16 protein-coding genes are annotated in these 18,214 nt (G+C 53.3%); 4 read left to right on the top strand and 12 right to left on the bottom strand.

Going from position 1 to position 18,214, the window contains the following annotated elements:
- Window positions 1-83 precede the first annotated feature (83 nt).
- The 4 genes from GCU45_RS26775 to GCU45_RS26760 all read right to left on the bottom strand — a co-directional run bounded on the left by GCU45_RS26775 (window position 84) and on the right by GCU45_RS26760 (window position 6,231).
- Entirely contained in the window at window positions 84-1,748 is a 1,665-nt protein-coding gene (locus tag GCU45_RS26775; RefSeq protein WP_425281233.1) for an ABC transporter substrate-binding protein, read from the bottom strand.
- Window positions 1,749-1,836: 88 nt separating this feature from the next.
- Window positions 1,837-2,751, bottom strand: a complete 915-nt coding sequence (locus tag GCU45_RS26770) for a carbohydrate ABC transporter permease (protein ID WP_285854925.1) — start codon at window positions 2,749-2,751, stop codon at window positions 1,837-1,839.
- Window positions 2,745-3,719 (bottom strand): ABC transporter permease, encoded by a 975-nt coding sequence (locus GCU45_RS26765; protein ID WP_084203793.1) that lies wholly within the window; start codon window positions 3,717-3,719, stop codon window positions 2,745-2,747. Before GCU45_RS26765 ends, GCU45_RS26770 begins: the two co-directional genes overlap by 7 nt.
- Window positions 3,720-3,978: 259 nt before the next feature.
- The gene (locus tag GCU45_RS26760) at window positions 3,979-6,231 is read right to left on the bottom strand and encodes a helix-turn-helix domain-containing protein (RefSeq protein WP_152401837.1); all 2,253 of its coding nucleotides are present in this window, start codon (window positions 6,229-6,231) and stop codon (window positions 3,979-3,981) included.
- Between the two features lie 277 nt (window positions 6,232-6,508).
- Here GCU45_RS26760 and GCU45_RS26755 point away from each other — a divergent pair, with 277 nt between their 5' ends.
- Window positions 6,509-7,162: a cell wall hydrolase gene (locus GCU45_RS26755; protein ID WP_425281232.1), complete on the top strand. Its 654-nt coding sequence runs from the start codon at window positions 6,509-6,511 to the stop codon at window positions 7,160-7,162.
- A 103-nt stretch (window positions 7,163-7,265) separates the two neighbouring features.
- Here the strand turns inward: GCU45_RS26755 and GCU45_RS26750 are convergent, their stop codons facing one another.
- From GCU45_RS26750 to GCU45_RS26740, 3 genes are all read right to left on the bottom strand, one after another.
- Window positions 7,266-7,718: an SRPBCC family protein gene (locus GCU45_RS26750; protein WP_152401833.1), complete on the bottom strand. Its 453-nt coding sequence runs from the start codon at window positions 7,716-7,718 to the stop codon at window positions 7,266-7,268.
- Window positions 7,719-7,866: 148 nt separating this feature from the next.
- On the bottom strand, window positions 7,867-8,511 hold the full coding sequence (locus tag GCU45_RS26745; protein ID WP_152401831.1) for an alpha/beta hydrolase: 645 nt from the start codon (window positions 8,509-8,511) through the stop codon (window positions 7,867-7,869).
- A gap of 56 nt (window positions 8,512-8,567) precedes the next feature.
- Entirely contained in the window at window positions 8,568-9,152 is a 585-nt protein-coding gene (locus tag GCU45_RS26740; RefSeq protein WP_152401829.1) for a TetR/AcrR family transcriptional regulator, read from the bottom strand.
- A gap of 149 nt (window positions 9,153-9,301) precedes the next feature.
- Here GCU45_RS26740 and GCU45_RS26735 point away from each other — a divergent pair, with 149 nt between their 5' ends.
- On the top strand, window positions 9,302-10,072 hold the full coding sequence (locus GCU45_RS26735) for an SDR family NAD(P)-dependent oxidoreductase (RefSeq protein WP_152401827.1): 771 nt from the start codon (window positions 9,302-9,304) through the stop codon (window positions 10,070-10,072).
- 74 nt (window positions 10,073-10,146) lie between these two features.
- On the opposite strand, the gene GCU45_RS26730 is transcribed toward GCU45_RS26735, so the two are convergent.
- The 4 genes from GCU45_RS26730 to GCU45_RS26715 all read right to left on the bottom strand — a co-directional run bounded on the left by GCU45_RS26730 (window position 10,147) and on the right by GCU45_RS26715 (window position 14,839).
- Complete coding sequence (locus tag GCU45_RS26730) at window positions 10,147-11,241, bottom strand: Gfo/Idh/MocA family protein (RefSeq protein ID WP_152401825.1); 1,095 nt, start codon at window positions 11,239-11,241, stop codon at window positions 10,147-10,149.
- Window positions 11,242-11,281: 40 nt separating this feature from the next.
- Window positions 11,282-12,127 (bottom strand): sugar phosphate isomerase/epimerase family protein, encoded by an 846-nt coding sequence (locus GCU45_RS26725; protein WP_152401822.1) that lies wholly within the window; start codon window positions 12,125-12,127, stop codon window positions 11,282-11,284.
- A gap of 23 nt (window positions 12,128-12,150) precedes the next feature.
- Window positions 12,151-13,509 carry an MFS transporter gene (locus GCU45_RS26720; RefSeq protein ID WP_152401821.1) on the bottom strand — a complete coding sequence of 453 codons (1,359 nt, stop codon included), beginning with the start codon at window positions 13,507-13,509 and terminating at the stop codon, window positions 12,151-12,153.
- A gap of 328 nt (window positions 13,510-13,837) precedes the next feature.
- Complete coding sequence (locus GCU45_RS26715) at window positions 13,838-14,839, bottom strand: LacI family DNA-binding transcriptional regulator (protein WP_152401819.1); 1,002 nt, start codon at window positions 14,837-14,839, stop codon at window positions 13,838-13,840.
- A 259-nt stretch (window positions 14,840-15,098) separates the two neighbouring features.
- Here GCU45_RS26715 and GCU45_RS26710 point away from each other — a divergent pair, with 259 nt between their 5' ends.
- Both GCU45_RS26710 and GCU45_RS33910 read left to right on the top strand, forming a co-directional pair.
- Window positions 15,099-16,082, top strand: coding sequence for a bile acid:sodium symporter family protein (locus GCU45_RS26710; RefSeq protein WP_152401818.1), 984 nt, complete (start codon window positions 15,099-15,101; stop codon window positions 16,080-16,082).
- Between the two features lie 301 nt (window positions 16,083-16,383).
- Entirely contained in the window at window positions 16,384-16,560 is a 177-nt protein-coding gene (locus tag GCU45_RS33910) for a hypothetical protein (RefSeq protein WP_167527237.1), read from the top strand.
- Between the two features lie 23 nt (window positions 16,561-16,583).
- On the opposite strand, the gene katA is transcribed toward GCU45_RS33910, so the two are convergent.
- The gene (katA, locus tag GCU45_RS26705) at window positions 16,584-18,044 is read right to left on the bottom strand and encodes a catalase KatA (protein ID WP_152401816.1); all 1,461 of its coding nucleotides are present in this window, start codon (window positions 18,042-18,044) and stop codon (window positions 16,584-16,586) included.
- Window positions 18,045-18,214 lie beyond the last annotated feature (170 nt).

Raw genomic sequence — 18,214 nt, 5'->3', positions numbered from 1 at the left:
TTTTGATTACAGGTATGCATACCTTGTTCTCCTTGTAAAAGCCGGATACCTGCTTTACACCTCAGATATCCGGCTGCTGTCCCTTATTTCTTTAACGCTTTTTGGTAGATCGCCAAGTATTGATCCAGCTGCAATCCCTTGAAGCCGGCGATGTAGCTGTCCCAGTCCTTGTCGATGTCTTTATTGCCCGTCACGAACTGCGCCAGGCTCGATTTCACATAATCGGTCAGCGACTTCTGCATTTGCGCAATCGTCATGGCGTCCGCCGGGTCAATGAACGTATCCGCAGGATAGACGACTTCCGGCTTGGCGAATGGCTCGTATTTTTTGGCGGCCAGCCATAAGCGGTATTCATAGGCACCATTGCCCAGCGGATCGCTTGGAGCGGCAAAGGATTCGCGGATGGAGTTGAGCATCTGCATCGTGCCGAGCTGCCACCAGAAATTGTCCAGCGTCGTTTCCCCGTTCGCGGACGGAGCCTTCGGAACCACATCATACTTCGCCGGTTTGCCGTTGTAATCCAACTTGCCGCTGTCGGCTTTCTTCCAGCCTTCCCCTTCAAATCCCCAGGAGGTCATGACCGTTCCTTCTTCGGACCAGAGATAATCCGCCAGTTTGATGGCAGCAACCTGCTCCTCTTTCGTCGCCTTGTTCGTGATTACGAACGATCCGTCGCCCGCGCCAATGCTGTAGCCTGTCAGCTGGACTCCGTTTGGTCCTTTCAGCGGCGGAACGACGTCGTAATCCTTATGTCTCGGGTTCGAGTCGTCCACGCTGAAGGCGCTGCTCAGCAGAGCGTACCCGACGGTGCCCACGGCGGCGTCCGGTTTGTTGGCCAGCTGCTTCACCGCATCGTTGTTCTGCGTAAAAACGGCTTTATCCATCAAGCCTTCGGCAAACAGCTTCCGCAAATACTTCAGGCCTTCCTTCCATTCGGGCTGCGCTGGTGAATAGATGACCTGGCCGTCTTTGATGCTTAAGTAATCCGAAGTGTTGTCATAGATAAAAGCGTTCATCAGGAACGAATCCACGCCTCCTCCCCACACGCCGTCGGAGGAGGTCGTGAACGGAATTTCGTCGGCTTTGCCGTTGCCGTTCGGGTCTTTCTCCTTAAAAGCCTTCAGTACATTGTAAAACTCATCGGTCGTCGTCGGCATCGACAGGCCCAGCTTCTCCAGCCAGGAAGTATTGATCCACATCCGCTGCCCATAGGTGCAGTGCAGGCATTCGTTCAGCTTCGGCAGCGCGTAAATTTTGCCGTCCGGGGCGACCATGCCCTGCTTCAGGTAAGACACGTCCTCCATCGCCTTTTTAATGTTGGGGGCGTACTGGTCGATCAGATCGTTCAGCGGGATGAAGGCCCCCTGCTGGCCGTATTTGATCTGGTCCGCTTTGGATATGCCCGCGTTCATAATGACAGCCGGGTAGTCGCCGCTCGCCAGAAGCAGCAGCTTTTTGTCGCTGAAGCCGGCGTCCGGCACCGTGCTCCAATTAAACTTGATGCCGAGCTTGTCCTCGATGTACTTGGAGAACTTGTTAACGTCCATGTTTTCGATCCCCGCCTGCTGCGGCGCGAACACTGACAGCTCCACCGGTTTACTGGGATCCGAGGCGGCAGCCCCTGCGTCATTCTGCTCCTGCTTGGAGCCTCCGCATGCCGACAGCAGAAGGGATAATACCAACAACACGCTTAAGCCGATAAATGCCCGTTTTTTCAAAGAAACTCCTCCTTTGGTTGAATGGCTCATATCCATGCCCCCTTACAAATGACCACTTCAAAACATCCTGCAGCGTTAACCCGGTCACACCCCCCTTACGAAATTCCGTTCACCGCCATCATCCCTTCAGCGATCCGATCATGACTCCTTTAACAAAATGCTTCTGGACAAACGGATAAATGATCAGCACCGGCGCGCTGGAGACGACGATGAGCGAATATTTCAGCAAATCCTTCAGCCCCTGCTGCACGAGCAGGCTGTTCACATTGGTCATCATGTCGGAATTTTCCGAGTTCAGGATGAGAATGTTCCGCAGGAAGATTTGCAGAGGGAACATGCTGTTGTCTTTCAGGTAAATGAGTGCATTAAAGTAAGCGTTCCAATGCCCGATGGCATACATCAGGAACAATACCGCAAGGATGGGCTTGGATAACGGCAGTACGACCTGCAGAAAAAATCTCATGTCGCTGCACCCGTCCATTTCAGCGGCCTCGGCCAGCTCGTCGGGAAGCGACTGGAAGAACGTCCTGGCGATAATGACCTGAAATACGGCCAGCGCGCCGGGGATGATCATGGCCCATCTCGTATTGACCATACCCAGGGATTTGACGAGCAGATAGTTCGGAATCAGCCCGCCGTCGAAAAACATCGTAAACACGATCAGCACCATAATCAGCCCACGGCCGTAAAACGTTTTGCGTGCCAGCGGATAGGCCAGCATCACCGTGAACGAAACGTTAATGAGCGTACCTACGACCGAATAAAAGAGCGAATTGCCGAATCCGATCAAAATATCGGAATTTTGGAATACCGCCTTATAGCCGACCAGGCTAAAATTCACAGGCCAGAGCCACACCTTCCCGGACGTCACCGCCGCCGGCGAGCTGAAAGATGCGCTCAGCACATGCAGCAATGGAAATAAAATGACGATCAGCACCAGCGATAAAAACAGGTAGACGATGCCCAGAAACAGCCGGTCCGCTACCGCTTCGCGTATTTTCGTTGATTGCACGCTTTTCGCACCTCCTACCATAAACTGTTGGACGAGATCTTTTTGGCGATGAAATTGACAAGGATCAGCAGAACAAAGTTAATGACCGAGTTGAACAGCCCGATCGCGGCCGAGAAGCTGAAATTCGCGCCCAGCAAGCCGATCTTGTAGACGTAAGTCGAAATGACCTCCGACGTGTTCAGGTTCAGCGGATTTTGCATTAAGTAGATCTTCTCGAAGCCCAGTCCCATGATTTGTCCCAGGTTCAGAATCAGCATAATGACGATGACCGGCACGAGGCTGGGAAGGTCGATATGAACAATTTTCTGAAACCGTGAAGCTCCGTCTACCTTGGCAGCCTCGTATAAATCCGGATTAACCCCGGACAGCGCCGCGATATAAATGATGGCCCCGTAGCCGGTGAACTGCCACACATCCGAGAGGACGTAAATTGTTTTGAAGTACCCTGCCTTGCCCATAAAATCGATCGGCTCCATCCCGAGCGACCTGAAGATGTTGCTGAGGAGCCCGACATTCGGCGACAAGTTGACGATCAGAATCGAGACGATCACGACCGTTGATATAAAGTAAGGCGCATAGGTAATCATTTGAACCGATTTCTTGAACAAGCCGTTGCGAATTTCGTTCAGCGCCAGCGCCAGAATGATCGGCGCCGGAAATCCGATCGCCATGCCGTACAGCGAAATTTCGAGCGTGTTCTTAAAGTACTGCCAGAAGAACGGGGTATCGAACAGCTGCTTGAAGTACTTCAGCCCGGCCCAGGGGCTGCCGAGGATGCCCTGTACGACGTTGTACTCCTTAAATGCGATGATGACGCCGAACATCGGCACGTACTTGAAAATGACGATATAAAGCAGAGGGAGGAAGACGAGCAAATAAAACTGCCAGTGCTTCCTGATTTTCCGGCCGGCCTGTGACCCCGCCCTCTTCCGGCGGGCGGCCAATCCGGGGGGATGCGGCGAAGCCGCCTTGCTGCTAGTTGCTTCCATACCTGCCGACTCTCCTTTGCGCTTGAGTTGCCTTCATGTTATCGGCACGGCACGGATGCGTTCAATATACAACTTTCGCCCGGTCAACTTATTTCCGCCATGTTACTGAATCGGCGTTCCCATAGGAAAAATCTGAAGGGCTAAACCTTTTTCTCCGTGCAACTTTTTTCTTCCCGGCCTGGTCCATACCCACAAAAAATCCCGCAGGGATCTGTCCCGGCGGGATACGGCACCTTGAGGAAACGGCGCAAACGGCCTGTCAGAGAGCGGCTGAATCCCGCTCTGTCCGGGTGATGTGTTCACGGTATTCCCCCGGGGACAGGCCCACGATTTTTTTAAACATCCGACCAAACGAAATGACGTTCAAATATCCGACCTCTTCGGCGATTTCCTGCACGGCATGGTCCGTATTCTCCAGCAGCGTCCGCGCGCGGCCGACCCTGAGCTCGATTAAATAATCCACGAACTTCTGCCCGGTTTCCTCCTTGAACAATTTGCTGAGCGTTTTGGAGGGAAGGTCGAACCGTTCACTGAGAAAATCAAGCGACAAATCCGGATTAGCGAATTCCCGCTCCATTGTTTCGCGGACCTTGCGGATCGTATCCGAATGATTCCGGGTGACTTGAATTTGCAGCAGCTGTTCATAACACCGTTCCAGCGTCTTCATGAAGCTCTCTTCCACCTGCTCAAAGGTATCTGACGCGTGCAGCGCCTCCTGCAGGGGACGGTGCCCGGTCTCCTCCCACAGCTCCTGGTATTCCTTCGTCATTTTGCCCATTTCCCGCCCGATGGAATAGATCAAATAATCCGCCAGGCTGACAATATGGTCGCGGCTCAGCAGATGCTGCCCGATGCCTTGAATCAATTGGCCGTATTTATCCTTCCAGTCCGGCTTGCCGAGCCGGAACGATTGGGCGATCGAGTGGACCAGCTGAAAATAGTCGAACATGGCTCCCTGATCCTCTTTGGCCAGCGAATCGTAGAAAATGATCCGGTTGCTGCCGAGAACCATTTTATATTTCAGAGCCTGCTGGGCTTGGGCGTATGATTCCGGAATTTCCGCCGGGCACCGGGCTGCCGCTCCTGCACCGACCGTAACGGTAAGCTTCAAATGCTCCTGCACCCATCTTCTTGCATGGTCCAGCATATCGGTGACCCGGCCGCGGGGATCGTCCGTCTCCTCGATCTGCACCAGCACTCCGAGCCCGTCGCCTGAAATCCATTCCGTCCACACGATCCCTCCGTGCTCCTGGGCGGTTTCCTGGATGACGCTCTTCAGGGCGAACTTCATCAAGTACTGGTCCTCTTGGGTGAACTGGCTGCAGAACGAAGCAAACTTGTCGATTTCCACGACGCACACGACCTGCGGCATGTCGAGATCGTTGAGCTGCATCGTGTCCCGCAGGGCTTCCCATTCTTCGGATTTCGGAAGATGCTGCCCTTCGACCAGCTGCTGGAACAAATACGCCTTCTTGACGTGCAGATCCTCGCGGAACTGGCGCTGATAGGTGTTGGACTGCTCCAGCATCTGGTTAATGGCGGACTGCAAAAAGGTAAACTCGTCCTGGCCGCTGCCCTGCATCAGGGCCGCCGCCTTCGTCTGGGATAACTTCTGAACCTGGGTGACGATCCTTTCGATCGGCTTGTAATTTTTCCGTGCGGCATAGACGATCCATAAGCCGCCTGCGGCGATCATGACGATACCGAGGATGAACCAGACGTTATAGAGCTGGCTGGCCACGTCCACCCATTTTCCGTTAATCAGTCCGCTTTGGTAATCCCAGCCGGTCACGGGCGAAATCGCGCTCGACACGATGCTGCGCTCCTGCTCCGATTTACCGTTCGGAAGCACGTCTGCCCCCGATTTGTCGATGATATGGATGTAGCTGACATCCCGGCTGTACATACTTTCGATCAACTGGCTCAGCCCATCCGCCGTTACGTTCACGACCAGAAATCCCTGCCCGGTCTTCAGGAAAGGCGCCTTCAATGCAAGGCTCACGACCCGCTTCGGCCCTTTGATGCTGAACTCCTCGAAATGGCGGACACCGCTCCAGCCCTCATCCTTCTTCGCCTGCTCGATATACGGCTTGATAAAAGGCGCATCCGGATAGTCTTCCAGGCCGGAGCTGGTCGCATTGCTCAGGACAAATCCGTCGCTGGACCGGACGAGATATATGGAATCCACCAAGGGATAGGCATTTCTGAAGTTATTCATAAACTTGACGATCCGGATGTTCAGGTAATAGTCGTTTTCGGTTCCGCTCTTGTAAAAAGTCGACAAATCCGGATTATTCAGCAGTTCCGTCATCAGCATCTGCTCGATCGTTTTCAGGGAAGAGTCAATGGAGCTCATCGCCTGCAGCATCAGCGTCTCATTGGCTTTTACGGCTTCCTTGCGGCTCTGATCCCCCAGCATTTGGAAGAAAACGAAAAAAATAAACGAAATGACGATTAAAAAAGCCGGCATATATGAAAAAAGCTGGCGGTAAAACCAATTCCGTTTCCCCATCCGTTCCTGCACTCCTTATGTAAGGCTCCTAAATCTTCTGTCTGCCGTCCTAGTAAAACGCTTTCATATTTGTTCAATTATAGCATCCTGCGGCTTCGAATTCATTAGTTCCAAATGCATAACGTGTAAAAAAACGAACCCACACCATCATTTTAACCCCGCCGATTTTCCAAAATTTCGCTTAGAGCCGCAAGGTTTTACCACATTTTTTCCAATTTATGGCTTTGCCTTGTCCGTCCTCCTCCCGTTATAATGCCTCGTGAAGGAGATGATTTCGATGACAACCAAAAAATGGGCAGTTACCTCGATCCTCGTCGTCCTCTTAGTCATTCAAAGCTTCGCGTGGAAGGCTGATCATGCCGAAGCGGCTCCCGTCCTTAAATTAGGGAGCGAGGATCCCAAAGTTTCTGATTTACAGTACCGGCTGCAGGTGCTCGGGCTCTATGACGGTACGCTTGACGGAAAATACGGCCCCGGCACGGAAGCCAGCGTCAAGGAATTCCAGAGGGAGTACGGCGCCGTTGCGGATGGCACGGTCGGTTCCGCTACATGGAGACAGCTCCGGAAGTACACACTAAGCAAAAACGATATGGAGATCATGGCGAAAATCATTTACGCTGAAGCCCGCGGCGAGTCCTATAAAGGACAGGTAGCCGTCGGTGCCGTCATCATGAACCGGATTCAGTCGGACGAGTTCCCGGACACGATTCAAGGCGTCGTTTTTCAGAAGAACGCATTCACCGCCGTCAGCGACGGCCAGTACGGCATGAAGCCGAACCGGACCGCCTACCGTGCCGCCATCGACGCCGTGCGCGGATGGGACCCGACCCATAACTCGCTCTACTACTATAACCCGAAAACGGCAACGAACAAGTGGATTTGGACGCGCGCCCGTACCGTAAATATCGGACGTCATGTATTTGCCATTTGATATCAACGTACATAGGCCCAAGGGATCATGCCCCTGGGCCTTTTTTATTACTCGTGAATGCCACCTGCCTTGACTGTCACATCCCGCTCCCCTTAAGCTGCGCTTAACCCGCGGTGCCTGACTTCATTTCCTCCATCAGTTGGCCGAACCGGTCGAAATTTTCCTCATTGCCGTTGATGCACATTTGTTTGATCTGCTCAAACTGCTTTTCCTTTTTGAACGTCTGGCGAAAAACAACACTTGTCCGGCCCTTTTCTTCTTCAAACGTCGCCGTAACGCGGAACTGGGGCTCGGAGAGATGTTCCAGGACGACCCGCTCCATAGGGACAATTTCTACAAAAACGCTCTCGTTCGGATAATCCCGGCCATCCGGTCCGTGCATCGTGAATTTCCAGGCTCCGCCCGGCGTGATGTCGATTTCATGGAACGTATTCGTGAACCCGTGAGGCCCCCACCAGCGGGCCAATAAATCCGGGGTTGTCCAGGCCTGATACACAAGGTGCTGCGGTGCGTCGAACACCCGTGTGGAAATAATTTCGTTCTTACCGATCGTCATGCCAATGTCCTCCTACAGGCTCAATTTTTTAGGCGCCTATTTTTTACCGGTAGGCCCATTATAAAAGGTGACGCCGCGTCAGGTGCAAGCCACTTTTTTAAGCAAACAAAAAACCCGCTCCAAGAGCGGGCTTGAACGAAATACCGAACTAAAATGCTTCGACTTCCTTCATCACCTGTTTTAACACGTCCATCGACGCCAAAAGATCGGTTTCGTATTCCAGACCGTGATTCACGCCGGGGATCAAGCGCAGCAGCAGATTCGAATTTACCCGAAGCTGCTGAAATCTCTCCTCGATATAGCAGCTGTCGTTGTCGCCGATGAAACATAGGCTTCTCTGCTTACTGTGCATCATTGCGTTCCAGACGAAATCTCTGCCCAGCAGGGGAGTAAACCAGATGACCTTGGCCTTTCGGAACAGATCACGCTGCACCTCAAACCCAAGCGCAATCGTTCCAATGGACTTGCCGATCAGAACATAATCGTCATAGGATGCATTCTGCAGCGCGTGGTCAATGACGGCGCAGACATCGGTGCGAATCGCTTCGGCGATCTCATCAAAGCTGAAATCCCGGTAGAACGGATCGTTGTACTGATAGTTCACCTGCAGCACGTCGTAGTTTTGGTTCAGATAAATCCCCATGGAGTAGTACAAAAGAGGTGCCTGTGCAGTGTATCCCTGTCCCGGAAAAATGATCGCCAAGCCGCTGGTGTTGGATTCAGCTTTAGACAATAAGGTATAGGATATTTTTCTGTCTTTATAGCCCTGCACCCAGTCTGCCATGATCTTCATCCAAAAAACCTCCCTTTAAGACATATCTAATGAGGGTTCCCTTTTTTTACCTGTGATCAGCGGTTTTCCGTAGAGGCGGGTTCGCCCGCCAACCGTCCGACCGCCCTCATGATCGCTTCCCGCAGCTCATCGGTTTTGCCGCTACTAGCCGGATCGATCGATGGACCGAACGGATTGGTCGGCATCCAGGCCGTGGCCAGAACCATGATGCTGGTCAGAAGAAACGCCGGGGAAAAATCCGTTCCGATATGCCCGGCCTCCTGTGCTTTCGCCAGCTCCGCAATTTTGCGGTTATGGGCTTCCTTCCTCTGATCCAGCTGCTCCGTCTTCTGCTCCAGCGTAAACCATGTCATCAGCCGCATCAGGTCGGGATTGGCCATCATAAAATCAAAAACCCGCGCGGCATACCCCGGAAGATCTTCCGGAGTAAAGGCAAACTCCTCGTACACTCTCGTCAAATGCATTTCCAGCACGGTCGAGAAAAGCTGCTCTTTATTTTCAAAATAAATATAAATCATGTTCTTGTTGCACTTCGCCATCTTGGCGATCCGGTCCACCCGGGCGCCGGCAATTCCGTAGGCGGAGAACTCGGCCATGGCCGCCTCCAGTATTTTCTCTTTTGTAGCTTCGGCGTTACGCATAGTGGTTCCTCCCGTGTTTTTGCATAGGATTTACTATATCACGATTTTTAAGCCATTGACAAACCGGTTAGTTAGTTATATATTATGAACTAACCAGTTAGTTAGTAAACTTGATGGCTGGCAAAATTCATGGAAAGAAGGTCATCTTGATGACATTACAATCCTCTGATCGAAAAATCGCACTCGTGACCGGCGGAAGCCGCGGCCTGGGCCGCAATACGATTCTTCAGCTTGCCAAGCGCGGCGTCGATTCGATCTTTACCTATCACACCAATGAAGCCGAAGCGCAGCAAGTCGTCCAGTCCGTCCGGGATCTGGGGCGGGAGGCTGTCGCCCTGCAGCTGAACACGGCAGACACATCTTCCTTTGACGGTTTCGCCCAGAACGTCCGCCAAGTCTTGGCGGAGCTTGGGGCGAAGCGGTTCGATTACCTGGTTAACAATGCCGGAACCTCGCATCACAACTCCATCGAGCAGACAACCGAAGAAGAACTGGACCAGCTGTACAACGTCCACTTCAAAGGCGTCTTTTTCCTGACGCAAAAGCTGCTCCCCCTCATTAACGATGGCGGGCGCATCGTTAACATCTCCTCGGGGCTGACCCGCATGAGCATCCCGGGAAGCGCCGCTTATGCCTCGATGAAGGGCGCGGTCGAGGTGCTTACCCGGTACCTGGCCAAGGAGCTCGGCGAGCGCCGCATCGCCGTCAATACGGTGGCACCCGGAGCGATCGCGACCGACTTCAGCGGCGGCATGGTGCGCGACAACGCCGAGCTGAATCAGCAGATCGCCGGCATGACGGCGCTTGGACGCGCCGGACTTCCGGATGACATCGGGCCGATGATTGCTTCCCTCCTCTCCGAAGACAACCGCTGGGTGAACGCGCAGCGGATCGAGGTTTCCGGAGGCATGTTAATCTGACATCCCTGCCCCAAACGAAGAACTGCCTGTCCACATCGCGTGGGACAGGCAGTTCTCTTCATATATAAAGGTGATTATAACGTGATCGCATTGCCGGTTTCCGACGATTTGTAGATGGCCTCGAGAATCTGCGTCACCACAAGCGCCTGCTCCGGCTTAACCAGCGGCTCCCGATCTTCCAGAATGGCATCGATCCACTGCTTCGCCTCCAGCTCGCCGGCGTTCAGCGATTCTCCTTCATAGAAGGCGATGCCGCCCCCTACAGAAGTGCTCGTTTCGACCAGCTGCCCATACCGCGTATGGTTAAACGTCACCGTGCCCTTGTTATCCCAGGCGTCGCCGAACATTTCGGCCCCGCCCTCGGTACCGCACAGGGTGACCTGCGCTTCTTTTGCGTTGATCATGTTCAGCGCCCACGAAGCTTCCAGCGTTATCGTCGCTCCATTTTCCATCTTAATGAAGCCAAAGGCCGAATCCTCCACCTTGAACTCTTCCGGATTCCATGGGCCGAACATGTTGCCGTCCATCTTGTCCTTCAGCTTATGAAACGCGGACCCGACGACGAGCTTCGGCTTGTAATTGTCCATCGTCCACAAGGCCAGATCCAAGGCATGCGTGCCGATGTCGATCAGCGGGCCGCCGCCCTGCTTTTCGATATCCATAAACACGCCCCATGTCGGAACGCCGCGTCTGCGGATGGCATGCGCCTTTGCAAAATAAACCTCGCCAAGATCCCCTTGTTCACATGCCGCATACAGCGCTCTCGAATCCGCACGGAACCGGTTCTGGTAGCCAATCGTCAGCTTTTTGCCCGTGCGCTTCGCCGCATCCAGCATTTGCTGCGCCTCGGCGGTATTCATCGCCATTGGTTTTTCGCACATGACATGCTTGCCGGCTTCCAGCGCGGCGACCGTAATGACGGCATGCGTGCTGTTTGGGGTAAGCACATGCACCACGTCGATCGACGGGTCCTTGAGCAGCTCCTTATAATCCGTATACACCTTGGCTTCTTCCGTTCCATACTCCTTGGCCGCAAGCTCCGCGCGATCCAGCTCGATGTCGCAAAAAGCCATCATTTCCGCCTTGTGGCGCTGCTTGGCCAGCGCGGGCAAATGCTTGCCCTTGGCGATCCCGCCGCATCCGATAATGCCGATTTTCAAAGTAGTCATCTGGTTCCCTCCCGGTTGGTTGTCTATCCGAAGTTCTGCCTTACTGTGCCAGCAGCCGCTGGATGTTGTCGAAGCTTTCCTTAACGCTGGCCAGCTCGCCTTTTACGGTCTGATCCTGTTCGACGATGATGTATTGAACCGTTCCGAGCTCTACCGCTTTTTTCAGAATCGACGGAATGTCCATGACGCCTGCGCCGATCTCGGTGAAATCCTCCTGGTTTGCGGCTGAGAACACCACTTCATCGGTAAGATGTCCTGAAACCTTCTCCAGCAGATTCACCGGATTGGCCGACGGGGCAAGGTCCTTCTGGTGAAGAAGCCCGATCCGGCTGCCGTACTTGTCCATAAAAGCGATGGGATCCACGCCGCCGCGCAGCGCCCAGAACGTGTCGAACTCAATCTGAACCAGCTCCGGATCGGTATGCTCCAGCAGAATGTCCATAATAGTCTGGCCATCAAACTCCTGAAACTCATGAAAATGGTTATGGAAGTAAAACTGGATGCCGGCTTCTTTGGACTTGCGACCGGACGCATTGAGCCACTTGGCCAATTCCACCGCATCCTCCCGGTCACGGAAAAAGGCGCACGGCATAACGATGCCCTTGCTTCCGATCTCCGCGTTATACCGAATGACCGCATCCAGATCCAGATTCGGATGATAGGCCACGTGGCTCGTAACTACCTGCAGGCCCAGCTTGTCCATCATGGCCTTCAGCTCCGCCGCCGTGTAGTCGACCTCGAACGTGCCGTCTTCCCGGATGTTATGAAACGCGAACTCGATGTTTTTGTATCCGATATCCGCTATGCTTTGCAGCGTCCCGGCAAAATCTTTAGCCAGCGCTTCCCGTACCGAAAACAGCTGCAGACCAACTGGAATTTGAATCATGTGAAATCACTCCTCTATAAAATTTAGGCTTTGACCGACGATGTGCGCAGGTCCAAATCTTGAACAATCTGCTTATGCTCCTTGTCCAGCTTATACAGCACCAGACAACCGATTTGCAGAATGGTGAGCAGGATCGGTCCCAGGTAGAACAGGACGCGGATCATATCGGTCGCCTGCGGCGAGACCGCATCGGGATCATATCCGGCGAAACCAAGTGCATAAGCGACAACGGAGCCGCCGACGGCAATGCCGAACTTGGTGGCAAAGCTGTAAGCCGAATACAGCATGCCTTCGGACCGGTGGCCGAACTTCCATTCATGGTAATCCACCGTATCGGCGAGCATGGAGAAGTTGGCCGGACTGTTAATGCCGATGCCAATGTTGGCAATAAAGAAAATGACGAGATACAGAAATGGCGGACTGCTTTCCAGGAAAAACAGCAATCCGTACAGCAGCACGGCGCCAGTCAAGGCCAAGATGCTGCCGTTACGCTTACCAAGCCTTCTGAGTACAAACGGGGCGAGTGCGCCTCCGACAAAGTTGGCGACATTCGCGAGTGTCAGGTACAGCGGGATCATTTCGGGCTGGCCCAGAACGTACTGAACGAAATACACCAGCACGCCGAACACGACGCCGATCCGCAGAAACATGAAGAGGGAGTTCAGGGCGATCATCACCCAAGGCTGATTGCCAAACATATGCTTGGCCGATGTGAGCGTGTTAAACTCTTTGGTTTTCTCGGCGCTCTCCGAGAACCGTTCTTTACATTTGAGAAACACCACATAAAACATCACGACGGCGACGACTGTGAAAATGCCCATCGTAACCGGGAACCCCAAGCGGTCGTTCCCCCCGCCGATCCATTTCACCAGCGGGTTGGTGAGCGCCGATACCGCGATGGCCCCAATGGCCATCCCCATGATCCGGAAGCTGCTGAGCTGATTTTTCTCCTCCGGATCCTTGGTCATCATCGGCATCAGTGCGCCGTAAGGAAGGTTGACGCCGGAGTACAGGATTCCAAGAATCAGGTAGGTCAAATAGGCGTAGATCAGCTTCCCGCCTTCCGACCAATCCGGCGTAATGAACGTTAAGACGCTGAAGATGGCGAACGGGATCGTCAAAAAGAGAATGAACGGCCGCGCCTTGCCGAACCGGCTGCTGGTCTTGTCGATCATGACCCCGATCACCGGGTCGATCACCGCGTCAAGAATTCTTGTAATCAGAAACAAGGTGCCGATGGCCGTGGCGGCCAGTCCGTACACATTCGTGTAAAAATAGAGCAGATAGCTTGTCGTCATCCCCCAAACGAAGTTGGACGCCAAGTCTCCAAAGCCGTAACTGATTTTTTCGCTTAAGGACAGCTTTCCCGCCGCTTGAGCCATGTCTCATCACCACTTTTTGTGTTTTACAATGCGGTTTCTCGGTTTCCTATCCTGATGAACATGCTTGCTTCTCTTCACCCGGATAAATCCGGAAAATCACCCTTCCTCCGGCAAAATGTAATGCGTTACATTTTAAGGTATGAAAAAGAGATATTGGCCTTACTGGTTGGTTTTGCTAAGCGGTACCTTTGATTCGCGCGAATCCGGATCCAGAAATGTAACGCATTACATTTCAGCGGTTTAAAAAAAAACGGCTGCTTGGTAACCGTTTCTTTAAGCGATATTGTAAGCGATTTCTTTGAAGAACGCAACCCCCATTTTTCACCTGTCAGCCGGATCGCTTTGCCGTCGACTCCCGAATGACGATTTCATGGGGCAGCAGGATCGTCTTGTTCTCGCCCGCTTCTCCGCGCAAGCTTTGCAGGAGCGCCTCCATGGCGGCACGGCCGAGATCATACTTGGGCTGGCGTACCGTCGTGATAGGCGGCCGGCTCATCAGCGATTCCACCGTATCGTCGAATCCGACGACGGCGACGTCATCCGGCACCGATTTGCCCAGCGATATCGCTCCGTTGACGCAGCCGATGGCTGTAGCGTCGCTGGAGCAGAAAATGGCGGTCGGATGCTCCGCAGCTTGAAGCCATTCGACGGCAAGGTCGTACCCATTTTGGTATTCGTAGTCGCTCTCCCTGATCCACTCCTGGCGCACCTCGATCCCCGCCGATTCCAGCGCTCGCCGGTACCCCTGCTCTCGGGCGGCGGAAGAACTCTTCGCGTTTCCCCCTTTAACCATGGCAATTCGCCGGTGACCCAAAGACAGGAGGTGAGACACCGCATCAAAGGCTGCCTGCTCATTGTCGACCGAAACGCTGTAAGCGTGCTGCACCTGCTCATATTCCGAGCACTGCACGATGCTGTAATCTTTCGCCAGCTGATCCAGCTCCTCCGCGCTCAAGGTGGAGGCCACGATGATGACGCCGTCGACGATTTTTTTCTTGAGCATCTGCAGCAGCTCTTCTTCCTTATCATGGTCGTCCTCGGAGGCGCAGACCAGCACCTGATATCCGTTCTTCTGAGCTACATCCTGTATGCCCTTATACACGTCCGCCATAATTGGAAAGACGAGGCTCGGAGTCAGCACCATAATGCGGCGCGTCTCCGCTCTTCTTAATTCCCTGCCGAGGGAATTGGGCTCATACTCCAGCGCTCTGATCGTTTCCATCACTTTCTTGCGCGTCGATTCTTTGACGAGGGGACTGTTGTTCAGCACCCGGGACACGGTCGCAACGGACACGCCGGCCGTCTTGGCCACGAACTGTATGGGTCTCATATAATAGGCCGCTCCTTTACTCCGTACAAATGGGTTTATCTTTCATTTTATCATAGATTTCAAAGCCAATTCCAATTCCATGGTTGGCTGAAGCTCTATATTTTCATAGGGAACGCTGTTTCGCGGGATGCCCTTTATCAGCAGACCTGATGCCGAAATCAAACAGCCCTCATGAGCCCATCTTGGCAGATTCAGCCTTTTTCAATACTGTCATGCCATGTATAATGTATGAATACGAAAACATAAGGACGGACTGCTTATGCTGCAATCGCTGAATGCCCGACTCAACCGAATCATGCCTTTGATTACGCCGGCCAGCATCGTCATCGGCGTCTTATGCGGAGGTTTGCTGTCTTCGTATACGTTCATGTCCCCCTGGCTGTTTGCTTTTATGACATTTGCCGGAAGCATCAGCTTGAGCTTCAAGGATTTTCTCAGTGTTATGAAAAGGCCGCTGCCGCTCTTCGCCTGCCTGCTCGTTTTGCATGTGATCATGCCGCTGGTCGCCCTCGGCACGGGCAGGGTTCTATTCCCGCTCGATGCTTATACGATCACCGGGCTTGTACTTGCCGCGGTCATCCCGACGGGGGTCAGCAGCTTCGTATGGGTAAGCCTGTACAAGGGCCATATCGCGCTGACATTGTCCATCATCCTTGTCGACACGCTGATCGCTCCTTTCGCCGTTCCGGGCACTCTGTCGCTGTTGATCGGAACGAGCGTTCATATGGACATCTTGCCGATGATCAGCAGCCTGTTCGGCATGATCGTGGTCCCTTCTTTGCTCGGCATGGCCTTGAACGAATGGAGCAAAGGCGCCATCGTTCCGGTCTGGGGACCGCGCCTCAACCCGTTCTCCAAACTGGCCATGGCGCTGGTCATCATGATCAACGGCTCCGTGGTCGCTCCCTATCTGTCCGACATCAGCCCCCGGCTGGTCGGCATGGCTGCGGTTATCGTCTTTTTGGCCGCGGCCGGGTACCTGCTGAGCTTCGCGATCTCCGCCCTGATGGGCTGGAGCGAGCCGGAGCAGGTCGCCCTCGTCTTCAACGGCGGGATGCGCAACATTAGCGCGGGCGCCGTCCTGGCCGTCGCCTATTTTCCCGCACCGGTCGCCGTTCCCGTCGTTCTGGGTATGGTCTTCCAGCAGATGATGGCCTCTCTGGTCGGACTCCTGCTCGGCCGCCGCACGCAGCTGCGTATCCTGCGGGAAGAATCAGGGAAAACGCAAACTCGCGCCCTGTAAGCATCCTGAAGGAGAAGCACAACGATCCTGTGCAGTCATTCGACTGTACGGGATTTTTTTCGTTTGTGGCTTTTCAGAATTACGTGTAGACCTTACCTTATCATTTCGATCATAAAGTGGTGTGTTTTAATATAAACATACGACCTCTTTTTTGCAACCAGCCGTTTATCAGTCCTTGCCGCATCAAGGAATCAAGGAAGCCGGACAGCAATTCGGCGGGGGATTTCCTGCGGGAGTTAGAAGGACGATCTTTATATCAAAAAAAAGAAGCTCACCCTTGACGTGAAGGGTAAGCTTCTTCATGTTATTTGAATTTGATTTTGGTTTTGATTTTGCTCCCGCAGCCGCAAATGATCGTATGCTTCAAATTTTTGATCGGCTGGTGGCACATGGGGCATACACTTGGCTGAAGCATCATGCCGGATCACCCTCCCTTTCATTTGTTCGCACGCCTCGATCCATGCGGCTGCCGCCTTAAGGGGCAAAACCGCTGCTCCCGCTTTACGCTTGGACGGTTAAGCCCAAACCTTCGGCAACGCGGGTTCCATAATCCGGATCCGCTTTGTAGAAATGGGAGATCTGGCGCAGCTTAATTTCCTCCAGCTCTACCGGCTTCATCGCTTCCACGATGGTCCGGATGAGGCGGGCCTTCTCTTCTTCGCTCATCAAGCGGTACAGGTCCCCGGCTTGCGTATAGTGGTCATCGTGATCGTAAGCCGTTTGTGCAGCATAGCCTTCAACCTCTAACGCAGTGATCCGGGCATGCGGATCTTCCTTCGGTCCGTTGAAGCTGTTAGGTTCGTAATAGACCGATCCTCCGCCGTTCGTACCCGGGTTCATGAATCCGTCGCGCTGATAGTTGTTGACCGGCACTTTCGGACGGTTGATCGGCAGATGGTTGTGATTCGCTCCTACACGGTAACGGTGCGCATCCGCATAAGCGAACAGGCGGCCCTGCAGCATTTTGTCCGGGGACGGTTCAACGCCGGGAACAAGGTTGCCCGGAGAGAACGTGGCCTGCTCCACTTCAGCGAAATAGTTTTCCGGATTCCGGTCGAGCACCATTTTCCCAACCTCGATCAGCGGATAATCCTTCTGGGACCACGTCTTCGTCACGTCGAACGGATCGAACCGGTACGTATTTGCGTCCTCCAGTGGCATGATCTGAACATACAGCGTCCAGGACGGATAGTCCCCTGCTTCGATCGCCTGCTGCAGGTCCTGAATATGGTAGTCGGGATTTTCACCTGCCAGCTTTGCCGCCAGATCCGGATCCAGGTTCTTCACGCCTTGGTCTGTTTTAAAATGGTACTTGATCCACACGGCTTCACCCTGCTCGTTGACCCATTTGAACGTATGGCTGCCGAAACCGTGCATATGACGCAGCGTTGCCGGAATGCCGCGGTCTCCCATCAGGTAAGTAACTTGGTGCAGCGATTCAGGAGATAAGGACCAGAAATCCCATACAGCGTTCGGATTTTTCAGGTGCGTTCTCGGATCGCGCTTTTGAGTATGGATAAAGTCCGGGAATTTAATAGCGTCGCGAATGAAAAAGATCGGCGTGTTGTTGCCTACGATATCGTAATTGCCTTCTTCAGTGTAGAACTTTACAGCAAATCCGCGCGGGTCGCGGACGGTGTCTGCGGAGCCAAGCTCTCCCGCAACGGTTGAAAACCGGATAAAGAGGTCGGTTCGCTTGCCCTTGTCATGAAACAGCTTCGCTTTGGTATATTTAGACATGTCGTTGGTTACTTCGAAATAACCGTGTGCTCCGGCACCTTTCGCATGAACGACACGCTCAGGAACTCTCTCGCGATTAAAGTGGGCTAATTTCTCCAGTAGGTGAACATCTTGAATCAGGGTAGGACCGCGATGTCCGGCCGTAATGGAATTTTGGTTGTCCCCAACCGGGGCTCCCCAGCTTGTTGTAAGTTTATTGGAATCGGAATGATTTGTACTCATTAGCTCTCCACCTTCTTCGTAAAATGATCATCAAAAACCTCATAAACAAATGATAACACTTATCAATTTAAAGTCAATATTTATTTAGAATAATTATAAATAAGATTTTTAAAACCGTTTGAAGCGTTGGTCCGTCTGTACCACAGAGACAAAGAAAGGAGGGCTGCCCG

Origin of the sequence: Paenibacillus cellulositrophicus, assembly GCF_009363095.1 — a bacterium.
Classification (GTDB): domain Bacteria; phylum Bacillota; class Bacilli; order Paenibacillales; family Paenibacillaceae; genus Paenibacillus_AQ; species Paenibacillus_AQ favisporus.
The sequence above is the reverse complement of the archived record's forward strand: the minus strand, read 5'-3'. Positions and strand labels throughout refer to the sequence as shown.